This window comes from Streptomyces krungchingensis, from assembly GCF_054729265.1.
This window is the reverse complement of the sequence record NZ_JBPUKY010000001.1, coordinates 9,076,401-9,091,361: the sequence shown is the minus strand read 5'-3', so window position 1 is coordinate 9,091,361 and position 14,961 is coordinate 9,076,401. Positions and strand designations below refer to the sequence as shown.

The 14,961-nt window shown below is 73.0% G+C and carries 11 protein-coding genes; 3 read left to right on the top strand and 8 right to left on the bottom strand.

The window, feature by feature from the left end; all coding sequences use genetic code 11:
- The gene (locus tag ACSYGO_RS39420; RefSeq protein ID WP_426676641.1) at window positions 1-720 is read right to left on the bottom strand and encodes a TetR/AcrR family transcriptional regulator; all 720 of its coding nucleotides are present in this window, start codon (window positions 718-720) and stop codon (window positions 1-3) included.
- 118 nt (window positions 721-838) lie between these two features.
- Between ACSYGO_RS39420 and ACSYGO_RS39415 the strand changes: the two genes are divergently transcribed.
- The 3 genes from ACSYGO_RS39415 to ACSYGO_RS39405 all read left to right on the top strand — a co-directional run bounded on the left by ACSYGO_RS39415 (window position 839) and on the right by ACSYGO_RS39405 (window position 5,338).
- Window positions 839-2,353, top strand: a complete 1,515-nt coding sequence (locus ACSYGO_RS39415; RefSeq protein WP_426676642.1) for an APC family permease — start codon at window positions 839-841, stop codon at window positions 2,351-2,353.
- Entirely contained in the window at window positions 2,343-3,974 is a 1,632-nt protein-coding gene (locus tag ACSYGO_RS39410; protein WP_426676643.1) for an amidohydrolase, read from the top strand. Before ACSYGO_RS39415 ends, ACSYGO_RS39410 begins: the two co-directional genes overlap by 11 nt.
- Before the next feature lie 332 nt (window positions 3,975-4,306).
- Window positions 4,307-5,338 (top strand): 7-epi-alpha-eudesmol synthase, encoded by a 1,032-nt coding sequence (locus ACSYGO_RS39405; RefSeq protein WP_426676644.1) that lies wholly within the window; start codon window positions 4,307-4,309, stop codon window positions 5,336-5,338.
- A gap of 51 nt (window positions 5,339-5,389) precedes the next feature.
- On the opposite strand, the gene ACSYGO_RS39400 is transcribed toward ACSYGO_RS39405, so the two are convergent.
- The 7 genes from ACSYGO_RS39400 to ACSYGO_RS39370 all read right to left on the bottom strand — a co-directional run bounded on the left by ACSYGO_RS39400 (window position 5,390) and on the right by ACSYGO_RS39370 (window position 14,846).
- The gene (locus ACSYGO_RS39400; RefSeq protein ID WP_432175878.1) at window positions 5,390-6,658 is read right to left on the bottom strand and encodes a cytochrome P450; all 1,269 of its coding nucleotides are present in this window, start codon (window positions 6,656-6,658) and stop codon (window positions 5,390-5,392) included.
- Window positions 6,655-7,260, bottom strand: a complete 606-nt coding sequence (locus ACSYGO_RS39395; protein WP_460389544.1) for a GTP-binding protein — start codon at window positions 7,258-7,260, stop codon at window positions 6,655-6,657. The genes ACSYGO_RS39400 and ACSYGO_RS39395 overlap by 4 nt, the downstream gene beginning before the upstream one ends.
- Complete coding sequence (locus ACSYGO_RS39390) at window positions 7,241-7,612, bottom strand: DUF742 domain-containing protein (RefSeq protein ID WP_028798636.1); 372 nt, start codon at window positions 7,610-7,612, stop codon at window positions 7,241-7,243. Before ACSYGO_RS39390 ends, ACSYGO_RS39395 begins: the two co-directional genes overlap by 20 nt.
- A complete protein-coding gene (locus tag ACSYGO_RS39385; RefSeq protein WP_028798637.1) occupies window positions 7,609-8,019 on the bottom strand; it encodes a roadblock/LC7 domain-containing protein in 411 nt (136 codons plus the stop codon). Before ACSYGO_RS39385 ends, ACSYGO_RS39390 begins: the two co-directional genes overlap by 4 nt.
- A gap of 4 nt (window positions 8,020-8,023) precedes the next feature.
- Window positions 8,024-9,754, bottom strand: coding sequence for a sensor histidine kinase (locus tag ACSYGO_RS39380; protein WP_460389543.1), 1,731 nt, complete (start codon window positions 9,752-9,754; stop codon window positions 8,024-8,026).
- A gap of 398 nt (window positions 9,755-10,152) precedes the next feature.
- A complete protein-coding gene (locus tag ACSYGO_RS39375) occupies window positions 10,153-13,128 on the bottom strand; it encodes a beta-ketoacyl synthase N-terminal-like domain-containing protein (protein WP_460389542.1) in 2,976 nt (991 codons plus the stop codon).
- Window positions 13,125-14,846 carry a fatty acyl-AMP ligase gene (locus ACSYGO_RS39370; protein ID WP_460389541.1) on the bottom strand — a complete coding sequence of 574 codons (1,722 nt, stop codon included), beginning with the start codon at window positions 14,844-14,846 and terminating at the stop codon, window positions 13,125-13,127. The genes ACSYGO_RS39375 and ACSYGO_RS39370 overlap by 4 nt, the downstream gene beginning before the upstream one ends.
- Window positions 14,847-14,961: the final 115 nt, after the last annotated feature.

Here is a 14,961-nt window from a genome sequence, read left to right as displayed (position 1 = left end):
CTACGCCTTCGGCTGCCCCTCGATCTCCGCGAGCCGGGCCGCCGCGGCGGTCAGCAGCAGGTCCAGGGCGGCGGGGTAGGCGCTGCGCCGCATGTCCGCCACCAGATGACGGGCACTCGCCGCGATGTGCGGGTGGCTGTCGGCGGGCAGCCGGGCGTACGTCGCCCGCCACACGTCCGCCTCCGCCTCGCGGGCCGGCCGTGGCAGGGCGACGCTCGCCGCGTCGAGGGCGGCGAAGGCCAGGGCCTGGTCGACGAAGGCGTGGTAGGTCCGTACGGCCTCGGGGTCGGGGAAGCCGGCCCCGCGCAGGACGCCGAGGATCGTCTCCACCGCCTCGATCTCGTGGACGCGGCCCGTGACGCGGTAGGAGCTGAGCACCGCGGCCTGCGGGTGCGCGAGGTAGTCCGCGTGCATGCGCAGGCCCAGGTCGCGCAGGTCGGCGCGCCAGTCGCCGGTGGGCCGCCAGGTGCGCAGGGTACGGCCGATGAGTTCGTCGGCGATGGCGAGCAACAGGTCGTCGGTGTCACGGAAGTAGCGGTACAGGGCGGTGGGGTCGGCGCCGAGCGCGAGGCCGAGGCGGCGGACGGTGAGCGCGTCGGCCCCGTGCTCCTTGAGCAGCCGCAGCGCGGTCTCGACGATCAGCTCCTCGGAGAGCACGACCCCCGTCTTGGTGGGGCGTCGGCGCCGACGGGCGGCGGGCGGGACGACTCGGTCGTTCATGTGCTCTCCTTCCGGTGCCGGAACCTTATGTCAACAGCGTTGACCTGTTAAGTGCCCGAGCAGTTTCATTTCCGGTCATCGGGCCGGTCCCAGGCCCCGGGTGCGATCGGAGCAGGACATGTCGCAGCAGCCGTACGGCGGGGATCCCCCGTCCCTGCGCAGAACCCTCGGCGTCGTCGACGGCGTCGCCATCGCCGCCTCCAGCACGGCGGCGACCACCAGCATCGGCATCGGTCTCGGAGTGACCGCGGGAGTGGTCGGACTGCATCTGCCGGCCATCATGCTGCTGGCCTTCCTGCCCGTCCTCGGCATCGCCGGCGCGTACTCGCGGCTCAACCGGGTGGAGCCGAACGCGGGCAGCGGCTACACGTGGGTGGGCCGTTCGCTCACTCCCTGGCTGGGCTTCCTGGTCGGCTGGGTGAACATCGTGGCCACGGTGGCCTTCCTCGCGTACACCACGGCGGTCACGGGGTCGGCGATGCTCCAGCTCGCCGGTGACGCGGGGCTGCACGACCTGGGCGGTCTGCGGCTCGACCCGGGCTCCACCGCGCAGACCACCGCGGTCGGCATCGTGGTCCTGGCCGCCGTCACGCTCACCGCGGTCACCGGCGTGCGCACCGCGGCCCGGCTGCAGAGCGCGCTGCTGGTCTTCGAGTACGTGGTGCTGCTGGGCTTCTGCGGCTACGGCATCGTGACGGGACCGCATCCCTTCAGCCTGAGCTGGTTCGACCCGTTCGCCATCCCGTCCACGACCGCGCTCGCCCAGGGTCTGCTGCTGTCCGTCTTCTGCTACTGGGGCTTCGACGCGGCGTTCACGGTGAACGAGGAGGTGCGCGACCCGCGGGACGCCTCGCGGGCGGGGACGATCACGTTGGTGACGATGCTGGGGCTGTTCCTGCTGGGTTCCGTGGCCTTCCAGCGCGTCCTGAGCGAGCAGGAGCTGGCCGGGCACGGCGCGGAGGGGCTGGCGTTCTTCGGCGAACGGCTGGCCGCCCAGCCGCTGGCGGCGCTGCCTCTGGTGGCCCTGCTCTTCTCGGCCGTGGCCTCGCTGCAGTCCGGGGTGATCCCCACGGCGCGCGGGATGTTCGCGATGAGCCGGGACCGTACGCTCGGCCCCGTGTGGTCCAGGGTCAGCGCGCGGTACGGGACTCCGGCGACCGGCACCCTGCTGATCGGCGCGCTGGCGACGGCCGTGGCCGGGCTCGCCCTGGTGATCCCCCGGCTCGCCGACATGATCATGGCGACGGTCAACGCGGTCGGCATCGTCGTCGCGCTGTCGTACGCGCTCATCGCCCTCGCCGCCGCCGCGCGCTTTCGCGGGCTGCTGCGCGAGGACCTGCGGCAGGGCATACGGGCGGTGGTCCTGCCCACGGTGAGCGCGGTGGCGCTACTGGGGCTCGGCGGATACCTCGCGTACTCCTTCTACACCTCGGCCGACCATCTCGAAGTCAGCGCGGACAACGGCTGGTTCCTGCTGCTGACCCCCACTGTCATGATCGCCTCCGGCTTCGTGGCCGCCGCGTGGGCGAAGTGGGTGCGCAGGTCCCCCTACTTCGTCACGGGGCTCGGCACCGACGCCGACGCGCCCGGGCCGCTGATCCCGTCCGACCAAGGAACCGAACATGCACGCTGATCTCCTCTTCACCGGCGGCCCGGTCCTCACCCCCGAGGGCCGCACCGCCACGGCCGTCGCCGTGACCGGCGACCGGATCACCGCCGTCGGGAACGCGGAGGTCCACGACCTCGCGGGACCGGGGACCGAGGTCGTCGACCTCGCCGGACGCCTGCTCCTGCCGGGCTTCCAGGACGCACACGTCCACCCGGTCCCGGCGGGCCTGGAACTGACCCAGTGCGACCTCACGGAGGCGAAGACGGCCGAGGAGACGCTCGCCGCCGTCCGGGCGTACGCCGCCGCGCACCCCGACCGGGAGTGGATCACGGGCGGCGGCTGGTCCATGGAGGCCTTCGAGGGCGGTACGCCGACCAGGCAGCTGCTGGACGCGGTGGTGCCGGACCGGCCGGTGTACCTGCCCAACCGGGACCATCACGGCGCCTGGGTCAACAGCCTCGCGCTGGAGCTCGCGGGGGTCACCCGGGACACGCCGGATCCGGCCGACGGCCGGTTCGAGCGCGACGCCACGGGCGAGCCCACCGGCATGCTCCAGGAGGGGGCGATGCAGTCCGTCGGCCGGCTCACCCCGCCGGCCACCGCGGCGGACCGGCTCGCCGCGCTGCTGCACGCCCAGCGGCATCTGCACTCGCTCGGCATCACCGCGTGGCAGGACGCGCTCCTCGGGTCCTTCCTCGGCATGGACGATCCGTCCGAGGCGTATCTGACGGCGGCCCGGGACGGGTCGCTCACCGCTCGTGTGGTCGGCGCGCTGTGGTGGGACCGTGCGCGGGGCGCCGAGCAGATCCCCGAACTCGTGGAGCGGCGGGCCGCGTCGGCGCACGGCCGGTTCAGCGCCGGCAGCGTCAAGCTCATGCTGGACGGGGTCGCCGAGAACGGCACGGCCTCACTGCTCAGTCCCTATCTGGACAAGTGCGGTTGCGCGACGGCCAATCGCGGCACGAGCTTCATCGACCCGGACCGACTGCACGCGTACGTCACGGAGTTGGACGCGCTCGGCTTCCAGTGCCATTTCCACGCGCTCGGCGACCGGGCCGTGCGCGACGCCCTGGACGCCGTCGAGGCGGCCCGGAAGGCGAACGGCCCCAGCGACACACGTCCGCACCTGGCCCATCTCCAGGTCGTGCACCCGGACGACGTGCCCCGGTTCGCGCACCTGGGTGCCACGGCGAACATCCAGCCGTTGTGGGCGGCGCACGAGCCGCAGATGGACGAGCTGACGATCCCGTTCCTCGGCCCCGAACGCGCCTCCTGGCAGTACCCGTTCGGCGCGCTGCTGCGTTCCGGGGCACGGCTGGCGGCGGGCAGCGACTGGCCGGTGAGCAGCGCCGACCCGCTCCAGGGCATCCATGTCGCCGTCAACCGGGTGAGCCCCGACGAGCCCGGACCGGTGTTCCTGCCCGGCGAGCGCATCGGCCTGACGGACGCGCTGACGGCGTACACCGCGGGCTCGGCGTACGCCAACCACCTCGACGACACGGGCCGTGTGCGGGTGGGGGCGCTGGCGGATCTCGTGGTGCTGGACCGCGATCCGTACCAGGGCCCGCCGGAGGCGATCGGCGGGACCGGGGTGGCGCTCACCTATGTCGGCGGTGAGCGCGTGTACGCGGCACCGGACGCCTGATTCCGTACGGCCCGGCCCCCTGCCACACGGTGGGACGGGACGGGCGAGGGGCGCGTCACCTCTGCGGAGGGGCGCGCCCCTCGTCGTGAAGGGCGCGCCCCTCGTCGTGAGAGGCACGGCTCTCGCGTCATGAGGGGCGCGTCTCTGGTTTCACACCCGCATCACGCGTTACGGATGTCACACCATAGATCGTTTAGGCTCTGGGCAGTCTCGAAGCGCGCTTGAGTCGTCAACTACCGGCTCAAAAGGCACAGTTCGAGTCAGCGGGCGTCGAGAGCGATCGCCCGTGCACAGGGGCGGGGGCCTGTGAATCGCCTCAGGAAAGGACGCGAATGCCGCAGGACGTCAGGTTCGACCTCCCGTTCACGACCCCCGTCAGCGAGCACCTGGAGTACGCCCGAGAGCGCCACCTGCGCTGGGTGTGGGACATGGGGCTGGTGCGCAGCCAGGCCGGATTCGAGGAGTACCAGTCCTGGGACCTGCCCCAGGCGGCGGCACGGACCTATCCTCACGCCTCGGCCGACGACATGGTCGTCCTGATGAACTGGTTCTCGCTGGCCTTCCTGTTCGACGACCAGTTCGACACGGGACAACCGGACCGCGCGGACCGGATAGCCGAGGTCGCCAGGGAGTTGATAGCCACCCCGCTGCGTCCCGCGGGGACCGCTCCCCGCGTCAGCTGCCCGATCACCGTGGCCTGGGCGGAGGTCTGGGGCCATCTCTCGAATGGCATGTCCCTGACATGGCGGACCCGGTTCGCCGCCTCCTGGGGGCGCTTCCTGGTGGCCCACACCGAAGAGGTCGACCTCGCCGCGCGGGACCTGGCCGGCACACTGAGCCTCGCCGAGTACGCCGAGTTCCGGCGCCGGACGGTGGGCATCCACCACAGCATCGACGCCGGTGAGCGCAGCCGTGGCTTCGAGGTGCCGGCACAGGTCCAGGCCCATCCGCTGATGGTCCGGATGCGCGATCTCGCCGCCGACACCATCGGGTTCATGAACGACATCCACTCCTTCGAGCGCGAGAAGCGGCGGGGCGACGGGCACAACCTGATCGCCGTGCTGCACCGCGAGCGTGACTGCGGCTGGGAGGAGGCCGCCGCCGAGGCCTATCGGATGACCACCGACTGCCTCGACGAGTACCTCGCGCTGGAGGCGCGCGTGCCGGAGATGTGCGAGGAGCTCCGGCTGACCGCCGAGCAGCAGGCCCAGGTCCGGATGGGCGTAGAGGCCATCCAGCACTGGATCAACGGCAATTACGAGTGGGGCCTGACCTCGGGCCGCTACGCCGCTGCCAAGGAAGGCCCGGCGGCGACCGCCGAACTGGCGGGCAGGGGATCGCTGGACGACCTGCTCGCGGTCTGACGCGCCGCTGCCCGGCCGGAGCGGTCCGGCCGGGCAGCGCCGAGCGCGCGGTCAGACCGCCGTGGCCTGCGCGGCGAACTCGACCGGCAGCCGGTCGAGTCGGGCCTCCCAGGTGGAGGCGGTCGAGGTGAGCTCGTCGGCCGGCACGGCCAGGCGCAGGCCCGGCAGCCGGTGCAGGAGGACGTCGACGGCCGTCTCGATGATGGCCTGGCCGATGTTCTGGCCGGGGCACTCGTGGGCGCCACCGCTGAAGGCCAGGTGCGACTGGTTGCCCTGGACGGACACACCCGCGTCGGGCCGGATCTCCGGGTCGAGATTGCCGGCCGTGAGGCCGAGCACCAGGAGGTCGCCCTCCTTGATGTGGTGGCCGCCCAGTTCGAGGTCGACGGTGGCGAAGCGGCCCGGGAGGACGGCCAGCGGCGGGGTGTTCCACATGACCTCCTCCACGACCGCGGAGACGTTCAGCTGGCCGCTGACGAGTCCGGCGAGCCGGGAGGTGTCGGTGAGCACCAGCTGGAGCACCCGGGCCAGCAGGTTGCTGGTCGTGGTGTGCGCGGTGATCAGCACCAGCCGCAGATGGCTGAGGACCTCGTCGTCGTCGAGGTCCGCGTGGTGGCCGAGCAGTCCGGTGGTGAAGTCGGCGCCGGGCTCCTCCTTCTTGCGCTCGGCGAGCTCGGCGAGGATCTCCATGATGCGGTCGTTGTGCACCACGGCGTCCGCGCCGCCCTTGATGACCTGGGCGCAGGAGACGGCCAGATTGCGGCCCTCGCCCGCCGGCAGCCCGAAGAGCCGGGTGAGCACGAGCATCGGCAGGTACTCGGCGTAGTCGGCCACCAGATCGGCGCTGCCCTCGTCCGCGAACGCGTCGATCTGCTTGTTCGCGAAATGCGTGATGTGGCGCCGGATGCCGCGGCCTGCGACCGTCTGGAGGTTGTCGGTGACGGCTCCGCGCAGCCTGCGGTGCGGCTCGCCGTCCTGGGACACGCAGTCGGGGCGCCAGCCGAGCATCTGGATCAGCGGGGAGGTGGCCTCGATACGGCCGTCCTTCCAGTCCTGCCAGATGCGCGCGTCACGGCTGAACTGCCGTGCGTTGTCGAGCACCCGGCGGTTCTCCCGGTAGCCGAGGACCAGCCAGGCGGGGATGTCGCCCTCCAGGAGTACGGGTGCGACGGCCCCGTACTCCTTGCGCAGCCGCGCGTAGATCCCCTGCGGATCGAGAGCGGCGTCCGGGCCGTACAGACGGGTGGTGTCGCTCGCGCCGCCGTGCGCGACCGGGCAGCCGCGGGGGGCGTCGGGACCGTTTAAGGGCTGGTCGTTCATCGGGGCTCCATAGCGGCGGCAGAGCGTTCCTGCAGGTGGCGTATCAGGGCGATCAGCACGTCACGGCTGGAAGCACGGTCGCGGGCGTCGCAGGCCACGATCGGAGTGTGCGGCGAAATGTCCAGGGCGTCGCGGATCTCCTCGATCGGGTGGTCCTTGGAGTCCGGGAAGACGTTCAGGGCGATGACGAACGGCACGTTCTGCCGTTCCATCTCCTCGATGGCCCGGAAGCTGGAGGCCAGCCGCCGGGTGTCGACCAGGACCACCGCGCCGAGGGCACCCTTGAACAGGCCGTTCCACAGGAACCAGAAACGCTCCTGGCCCGGCGTCCCGAACAGGTAGAGCAGCAGCTGGTCGTTGATCCCGATCTTGCCGAAGTCGAGGCTGACGGTGGTCTCCTGCTTGTCCGCCACCCCGATCAGGTTGTCGACGTCCACGCTGGCCTGGGTCAGTGTCTCCTCGGTGGTCAGCGGCTTGATGTCGCTGACGGACCGCACCATGGTGGTCTTGCCGGTGCCGAAGCCGCCGGCGATCATCACCTTCACCGAGCGGGGGCCCCCGGCCGTCTGCCGGTCGGGGTGGTCAAAGCCTTTGAAGTCCACTGAGTACCTCCTCAAGGAGCGCGAGGTCGGGCCCGCTGCCGGCGCCTGACGCCGGGATGGGATGACGGGCTTCGACGCGGCCTGCGTCCAGCAGATCGGCCAGGAGCACCGCGAGAATGTTGAAGGGCAATCCGAGGTGGGCGCCGAGCTCGGCCACCGACAGCGGATCGCGGCAGCGCCGGATGATCTCCTCGTGCTCGTGCTGCATGCCGGGGACGGCAGCGGCGCGGGAGACGATCAGGGTCGCCACGTCGAGGCTCGACGCCGAACCGCCCGGTCCGCTGCGGCCCCCGGTGAGGACGTAGTAGCGCTCGAGACCGGACGGGTCCGTGGGCGGGCGGGGAGCACTCATCCAGAGTGCTCCTCCAGGCGCGGAGTGGTGCCCAGAAGCTCACCCATCCTGCGGGCCAGGTCTCTCATCTGGTGGCCGAGGAGACCCTGGTCGAGGCCTTCCTTGGCGAGCACTCCGAGGTACGTCTCCACGCCGGCGCGCACCACGAACAGGTGGCCGCCGTCGACCTCGATCATCGCGAGCCGCAACTGCCCCGCGTACTGGGGAAACTGCTCGGCCACGGGCTGGGCCAGCGCCTGGAGGCCGGCGACCACGGCGGCGAAACGGTCCACGTCGTCGGGGTCGTCGGCGCCGTAGGAGGTGATGGCCTTGCCGTCGCTCGATGCCACGAGGGCGAAGCGGATCTCCTGGATGCTCTCCGTCAGATCGCGGAGCGCCCAGCTCACGTCGGTTCCCTGTTGCGTCATGGGACTAGTCGCTCTCTTCAGTGCGGTGCTCGTTGAACTCGGGCCCGGCGGTCTGCTCGCCGCCGGCTGCCGGGTCCCGGTCCGCGGTCGTCTCGCGCGCCGGTTCGCTCTCGCGTCCGGCGGTGGCGAAGGCGGCGAGGCCGGCGAAGGACGCGTCCGGCGGTACGGCGGCCACGTTCTCCTCCGTACGTCCGGCAGGCCTCGGCCGGTCCACCGTCGTCGCGTCACTGCGCCTGCTCCTGCGCCGGGGCAGGCCGCCGGGAGTGGTGTCCATGTCCTCGGTGGTCGGTGCGGGCGTCGTGGACTCGGTGCTCGGCGCGGTCGCGGCGGCGGCCGGAGCCGGCTCGGTGACGGCGGCGGGCAGCGGGCTGAAGTACTTGTGCGGGACCACGACGACCACCGAGGTGCCGAGCCACGGCGAGTCCGCGAAGGTGACACGGATGCCGTAGCGGCGCGCCAGGGTGCCGACGACCCGCAGGCCGAGGTTGGCGTCCTCCGAGATGCCGCCGAGGCCGGGGCCCGCGGCGGTGCCCGTGAGGGACTGCTCGGCCTCGCGCTTCTTCTCCTCGCTCAGGCCCTTGCCCGAGTCCTGGATCTCGATGCCGACGCCGTTGGGGACCTCCTTGCCGGAGACGACCACGGGCTCGGTGGGCGGCGAGTAGCGCGCCGCGTTGTCGAGGAGGTGGGCGAAGATCAGCGTCAGATGGTCCACCAGGCCGCCGTCGACGCCCAGTTCGGGCAGGTGACGTACCTGGATCCGGTCGAAGTCCTTGATGCGGCCGATACCGCCGCGGACCACGCTGAGCAGCCGCTGCGGTTCCTGCCACTGGCGTCCGGGCCGGTCCGAGCCGCCGAGCACGCCGATGCTGGCGGCGAGACAGTCGGCCGGGCCGATCTCCTGGTCGAGCTCCATGAGGCCGCTGGCGACCGCGGGCAGCCGCCCGTGCTCGCCCTGCATCTCGTGCAGGCGTCCGCGCAGTTTGCTGGTCAGCACGTGGATGCGGCTGCCGATGCTGATGACGGCCTGTTCGGCCGAGGTGGAGCGGTCGAACTCCTCCTCCATGCCGATCAGTGCGGTGCGCAGGACCTTGCGCAGCTCGCCGCGCAGCTCGGGGCTCGCCTCGGACTCCCCGGCGAGCTCGGCCAGGATGTCGTCGATGGCTTCGCCCGAGCGCAGCCGCTTGAGCGCCTCGGGCAGCTGGACGTCGGCGAGTCGCGCCACGGCTGCCTGCTGGAGGGCGAGTTGCTCCTGCCAGACCTCGGCCTCGGTGGTGAGGCGTGCCTCGTAGCCCTGGCTCTCGGAGACGAGCCGGGTCTCGTACGCCTTCGCCTCTTCGGCCAGCCGGCTCTCGTAGGCCTGGGTCTCCTCGGTGAGCCGGGCCTCGAAGGCCTGGGCCTGCTCGGTCAGTCGGTGTTCGAGGCCGGATCGCTCGGCCGTGAACTTCCTTTCCAGACCGGCCACATGCTGCTGCCACTGCTGCGAGTGCTCGGCCTGCGAGGCGCGGAACTCACCGTTGGTGCGGCGCAGCTGGGACTGCGTGCGGACGAGGAGGCGTACACAGGCGGCGCCGGCCGCGGTGGCCGCGGCGCCGGCGAACGTGGCGGGTATCTGGACCTGGTCGGGGCCCGCGACGGCGGTGGCGACCGTGCCTGCACCTAAGGCGAGGGGCATCAGCCACCAGCTGTACCAGGCGACGGGTGCCCGCGCCGCCGGGGGCGGAGTGGCAAGTTCCATCTGCATCCTTCGAAAGCAACACGCTCGAACGGGGGGGTGTGCAGGCGCCGTACGCGTCAGGGAACGCCGGGCGAGACGACCGAGTGTGTTCGCGTCAACTCGCAGCGCCGCACGGGAGCTTATCGGGTTGGACACCTAAAGGATCAACTCCCCCACGTGGCACCCGTGAGTGTTCGGTCACGCTCCGGCAGGCACGTCCACGTCGACAAATCCCCACGCCGACAACGCGGTGGCAAACGGTACGGGGCGTCGAGGCCGCCGGATGTGACCGAGCACCAGGGATGCCGAGTGATCTTGATGGGCATGCATGCGGTGCTCGTCGCCTCACCGCCGCGCCCCCAGGCCGTCGTCACCGTCAAGCCGGACAGGCTGGAGATGACTCCGCTGCCGCGCGCGGCCTAGGCCGATGGCCTGTGCTCGCCGTCCGGGGCGGCGAGCACAGGGTCCCGCCCGGAGGCGGCGGAGGCCTGCTCACCGAACCAGTGACGGCGATGGCGCCAGCGGGGCGGCGGCACGTCCTCGATGCGGCCCGCGAGGCGTTCGCGCAGGTCCGGTACGCGGACGCCGTTGACGAGAAGGGTGGCCAGCGCGGTGCCGAAGGCGAGAGCGTCGTCGGTGTTCTCGCGCAGGGTGGGGACGACGAGCGTGCCGGCCGGCGGCTGCGGGCCCGCTGTGTCCGGGGTGACCTCCACGAAGACGCGGTGCCCGTCCTCGGCCGCCGCGCCGAGGGCCGCGGGCAGACGGGCGGGCCCGGTCAGGTTCGCCTCCCAGTGCGCGGTGTCGTACCGGGCGTTCCGGGGGTCGGCGAGCGAGGCCGAGTAGCGGGCGCAGCCCGGGGCGGCCGCCGGCAGTTCGCCCAGCTGTCGCGCGAACTCCCCTTCCATGCATGCGAGTCGGGGCTCAGACGTGCCGCTCGTGCCCCCTGTCGGCCGGCCGGACGTCGGGGTCGGTCCGTCGGACCTCGGCCCGGCGCGGAGCCGGGCGCGCGCGGCGACGATCCGCGCGCCGGTGACGGGGTCGACGGCCCCCGACACGACCGCCGCGGCGACCTCTCCCGCCGCGTGACCGATCACGGCCGCGGGTTCGAGCCCGAAGGAGCGCCACAGTGCGGCGAGGCCGAGCTGGAGACCGTAGAGGACGGGCATCGCGACGGCGGGTGAGGAGAGGTCGGCGTCCGCCCCCAGTCCCTCGGCCAGGGAGATGCCCGCGTGCCAGCGCAGCAGTGGTTCCAGGCGCTCGACGGCGTCCGCGAACGCCGGTTCCGTTTCCAGGAGTTCGTGGCCGGCGCCCGGCCATGGGCAGCCTTCGCCCGGGAAGATCCACACGGTCCCGGCGCCGTCGCGGGGATCCGCCGCTCCGGTCACCACGTGCGGGGACCTCTCGCCCCCGGCCAGACGGCCGAGCGCCTCCACGGTCGCGGCACGGCCCCGCGTCACCACGGCCGCGCGGTGGTGTCCGCGCCCGGTACGGCCGGCCAGGGTGCGGGACAGGTCGGCGTCACGCACCCCGGGTCCGGCACGGAGCCAGTCGGCGAGCTCACCGGCGTACGCACGCACGCGTTCCGCGCTCGGCGCGTCGAGCAGCAGCAGCGCGGGCCCGGTCCGGGGCCCCTCCGGCCGGGGGCGCGCGCGGTGCTCGGTGAGGACGACGTGTGCGTTCGTGCCGCTGAATCCGAAGGCCGACACGCCTGCGGTGGCCGTCCCCGAGTGGCGCGGCCACGGCTCGGCCGAGGTGACCACGCGCAGGCCCAGCGCCTCCAGGCCGCCGCCGGTGCCGGCCGGGGTGACGTGCGGGTGCGGCGGTATCTCACCGTGCTGGAGGGCCAGTACGGTCTTGATCAGCCCGGCGATGCCGGCCGCTGCCCTCAGGTGTCCCAGGTTCGCCCTGGCCGAACCGACGAGCAGCGGCCGGTCCGGGGTGCGCGCGGAGGCCAGCGCCGCGGCGAGGGCACACGCCTCGGCGGGATCGCCCTGCGGGGTGCCGACGCCGTGCGTCTCCACGTAGTCCACGTCCGCGGGGTCGGTGTGCGCCTCGGCGAGCAGGGCGCGCCGGGCGTCCGCGTTGGGGGCCGCCGGACCGCCGGTGCGCCCGTCGGAGTTGACGGCGGTCGACCGGACGACCGCCAGCACCCGGTCTCCGTCGCGTTCGGCGTCCGCGAGGCGCTTCAGCACGACGACACCGCAGCCCTCGCCTCGTACGGTCCCGTCGGCCCCGGCGGCGAACGCACCCCCGCGGCCGTCCGGCACGAGTGCTCCCGCACGGTGCGGGGCGCGGGGCGCGAGCAGCAGGCTCACACCGGCGGCGAGCGCGGTGTCGCTCTCCCCCGTCGCCAGACTCCGTACGGCGTGGTGCACGGCGACGAGCGCGGAGGAACAGGCCGTGTCGACGGCCAGGCTCGGGCCGCGCAGGTCCAGGGCGTGGGAGAGACGGGCCGCCGCGACGCCCGGCGCGGTGCCCGCCGCCGTCCAGGTGTCCGGCGCGCCCGCCGTGACCTGGGCGTACTCGCTGCCGCTGATGCCGACGAAGACCCCGGTGCGGCTGCCCGCGAGGCGGGTCACGGGCAGCGCCGCGTGGTCGAGGGCCTCGCGGGCGACTTCGAGGAGCACACGGTGCTGTGGGTCCATGGCGGCGGCCTCGTCCGCGCCTATACGGAAGAAGTCCGCGTCGAAACCCGCCATGTCGTCGAGGAAGCCGCCGTACGGCGGGCCCACGTGGGGCGTGCCGTCGTGGGGTGTGCCCACGTGGGGCGAGCCGTCGTCGGGCGGGCCCTCGTGCGGCGGGCCGTCGAGGGGTGTGCCGTCGTGGGCCGTGTCCTCGTGGGGCGGGCCGACGTGGGGCGCGTCCTCGTGCGGCGGGCCGTCGTGCGGCGAGCCCACGTGCGGCGGGCCCACGTGGGGCGAGCCGTCGGAGCGTGGTGCGGCGGCGAGGTGCGGGCCGGCGTCCCGGCGGTCGTCCGGGAGTGCGCCGACCGCGTCGCGGCCTTCCCTGAGCAGGCGCCAGTACGCGTCGGGGGTGTCGGCACCGCCGGGGAATCGGCAGCCCACACCGACGACGGCCACGGCGGCCCGGTCCATGTCCCGGTCCATGTCCCGGTCCGCTCGCGGGCCGTGCCACGGCGCCCCGTGTCCGTCGGGCCGTTCCCGCGTCAGCCGCTCCACGAGCGCGTCGATCGTCTGCGTGTCCCCCAGCAGGGTCTCCGGCAGCCGACGTCCGACGACCTCGCCGAGCAGGGCCGTCAGGGTCACCGCGTCGCGCGAGGTGAGACCCAGTTCGGCCAGCGGGCGGTCGTCGGCGATCTCGCCGGGATCGAGGGCGTACCAGGAGCGCAGCCGCCCGGCGACCACGGCCCGGATCTCGGTGCGCGAGGGACTCATCGGGGATCGAACCCCCCTTCCAGGAACCGTGCCCGGCCGGCCGCGCGCGCCGGCTTGCCGTTGCTGGTGCGCGGCACCGAGCCCGGGGGGACCAGGAGCAGCGACGCCAGGCGCAGCCCGTGGCGCGCCGACACGGCGGCACGCACGGTGTGTTCGGCTTCGCGCACTTCCTCCGGCGTGGGTTCGGTGTCCCGGTCGTACTCCGCGACGACGACGAGGTCCTCCCCGGTGCCATCCGCGCGGGGTGCCCCGAACGCGGCCAGCCGGTCCCGGCGTACGAGGTCCACGGTGGTGCGCACGGTCTCCTCGATGTCCTGGGGGTAGTGGTTGCGTCCGTCGACGACGATCACATCCTTGAGGCGTCCGGTGACCAGGAGCCGCCCGTCGTGCAGGGCGCCCAGATCGCCGGTGCGCAGGCGGCCCCGCGGGTCGAAGGGGGTGGGATCGGCCCGTTTCCAGTAGCCGCGCGCGATGTTGGGGCCGGCCAGGCGGATCTCGCCGACCTGGTCCTCCGGCAGCTCTTCGCCCTCGGGCCCGACGATCAGCAGTTCCTGTCCGGCCGGCGGGCCGCACGCGACGAGTTCGGCCACCGCGCCGTCGGCGGTCGGCCCTTCCGACGCCGCTTCGATGCGCCCCGCCGCGAGCGCTTCGGCGTCGCACCGCACCGTCGTGGGGGCCGTCGCGCGGGTGTCGGCCGTCACCAGCACGGTGGCCTCGGCGAGTCCGTACGCGGGCCGGTGGGTCGCCGGGTCGAGCCCCGCGGGCGCGAACGCCGCATGGAAGCGGTCGATGGTCCCCGGCCGTACCGGCTCCCCGCCGTTGATCAGGACGTGCACCCGGTCCAGCCGCAGCGTTTCGGCGGTGCCGGGACCGGAGCGGGCCACGCAGTAGTCGTACGCGAAGTTCGGCGCCGCGCTCACGGTGCCGTCGTACGAGCCGAGCAGGCGGAGCCAGCGTGCCGGGTCCTCCAGGAAAGCGACGGGGTCCATCAGGACGGACTGGAACCCGCCCATGACGGGAGCGACGACGCTGAGGACGAGGCCCATGTCGTGGAAGAGGGGCAGCCAGCCGACGGCCGTGGTGGCCCCGGGGTCGTCGACGAACGCGTGAAGGGCCGCGCGGGCGTTGGCGGCCAGGTTGGCATGGCTGATCATCACGCCGGCCGGGTCGCGGGTGGAACCGGAGGTGTACTGGAGGTAGGCGGTCTCGTCGGGATCCGGCACGGACTCGTACTCGTCGAACCCGAAACGCTGGATGGGCAGGTGGTCCACGGGCACGACCGGCACCGCGGGCAGGTCGTGGTCCAGCGCGAACGCCTCGACGGAGGTGAGGTCGGCGGAGTCGCAGAGCAGGACGGCGGGTTCGCAGTCGGCGAGCACGCCGGCCAGTCGGGCGTCGTGGCCCGCGAGTTGTGGCCTGGACAGCGGTACCGCGATCACCCGGGCGTAGAGACAGCCCAGGAAGGCGGCCGCGTAGTCGAGGCCCTGCGGCATGACCAGGGCGGCCCGGTCGCCGGGCGCCGCGAGGGTCACCAGACGGGCGGCGACGGCACGGGCGCGGGCGTCCATGGCACGCCAGCCCAGGGTCCGGTGCCGTCCCTCGAAGGCGGAGCCGGTGAACTCGACGTGCCGGAAGGCGCACTGCTGGGGGCGCCGGCGGGCCCAGTACCGCAGATGGTCCGTGAGCAAGGCGTCGGCCCCGGGCCGGGCTGCGGTCATGGTGGCTCCAACTCGTGGGTAGGGCAGTGCTGTTGCGCCCTGGAGGCGAGCGGTGGGTGGTCTCCCCCAGCCTCCGCCGACGGACGCCGGTCGAGTTAGACGGTCCGCTGACAGT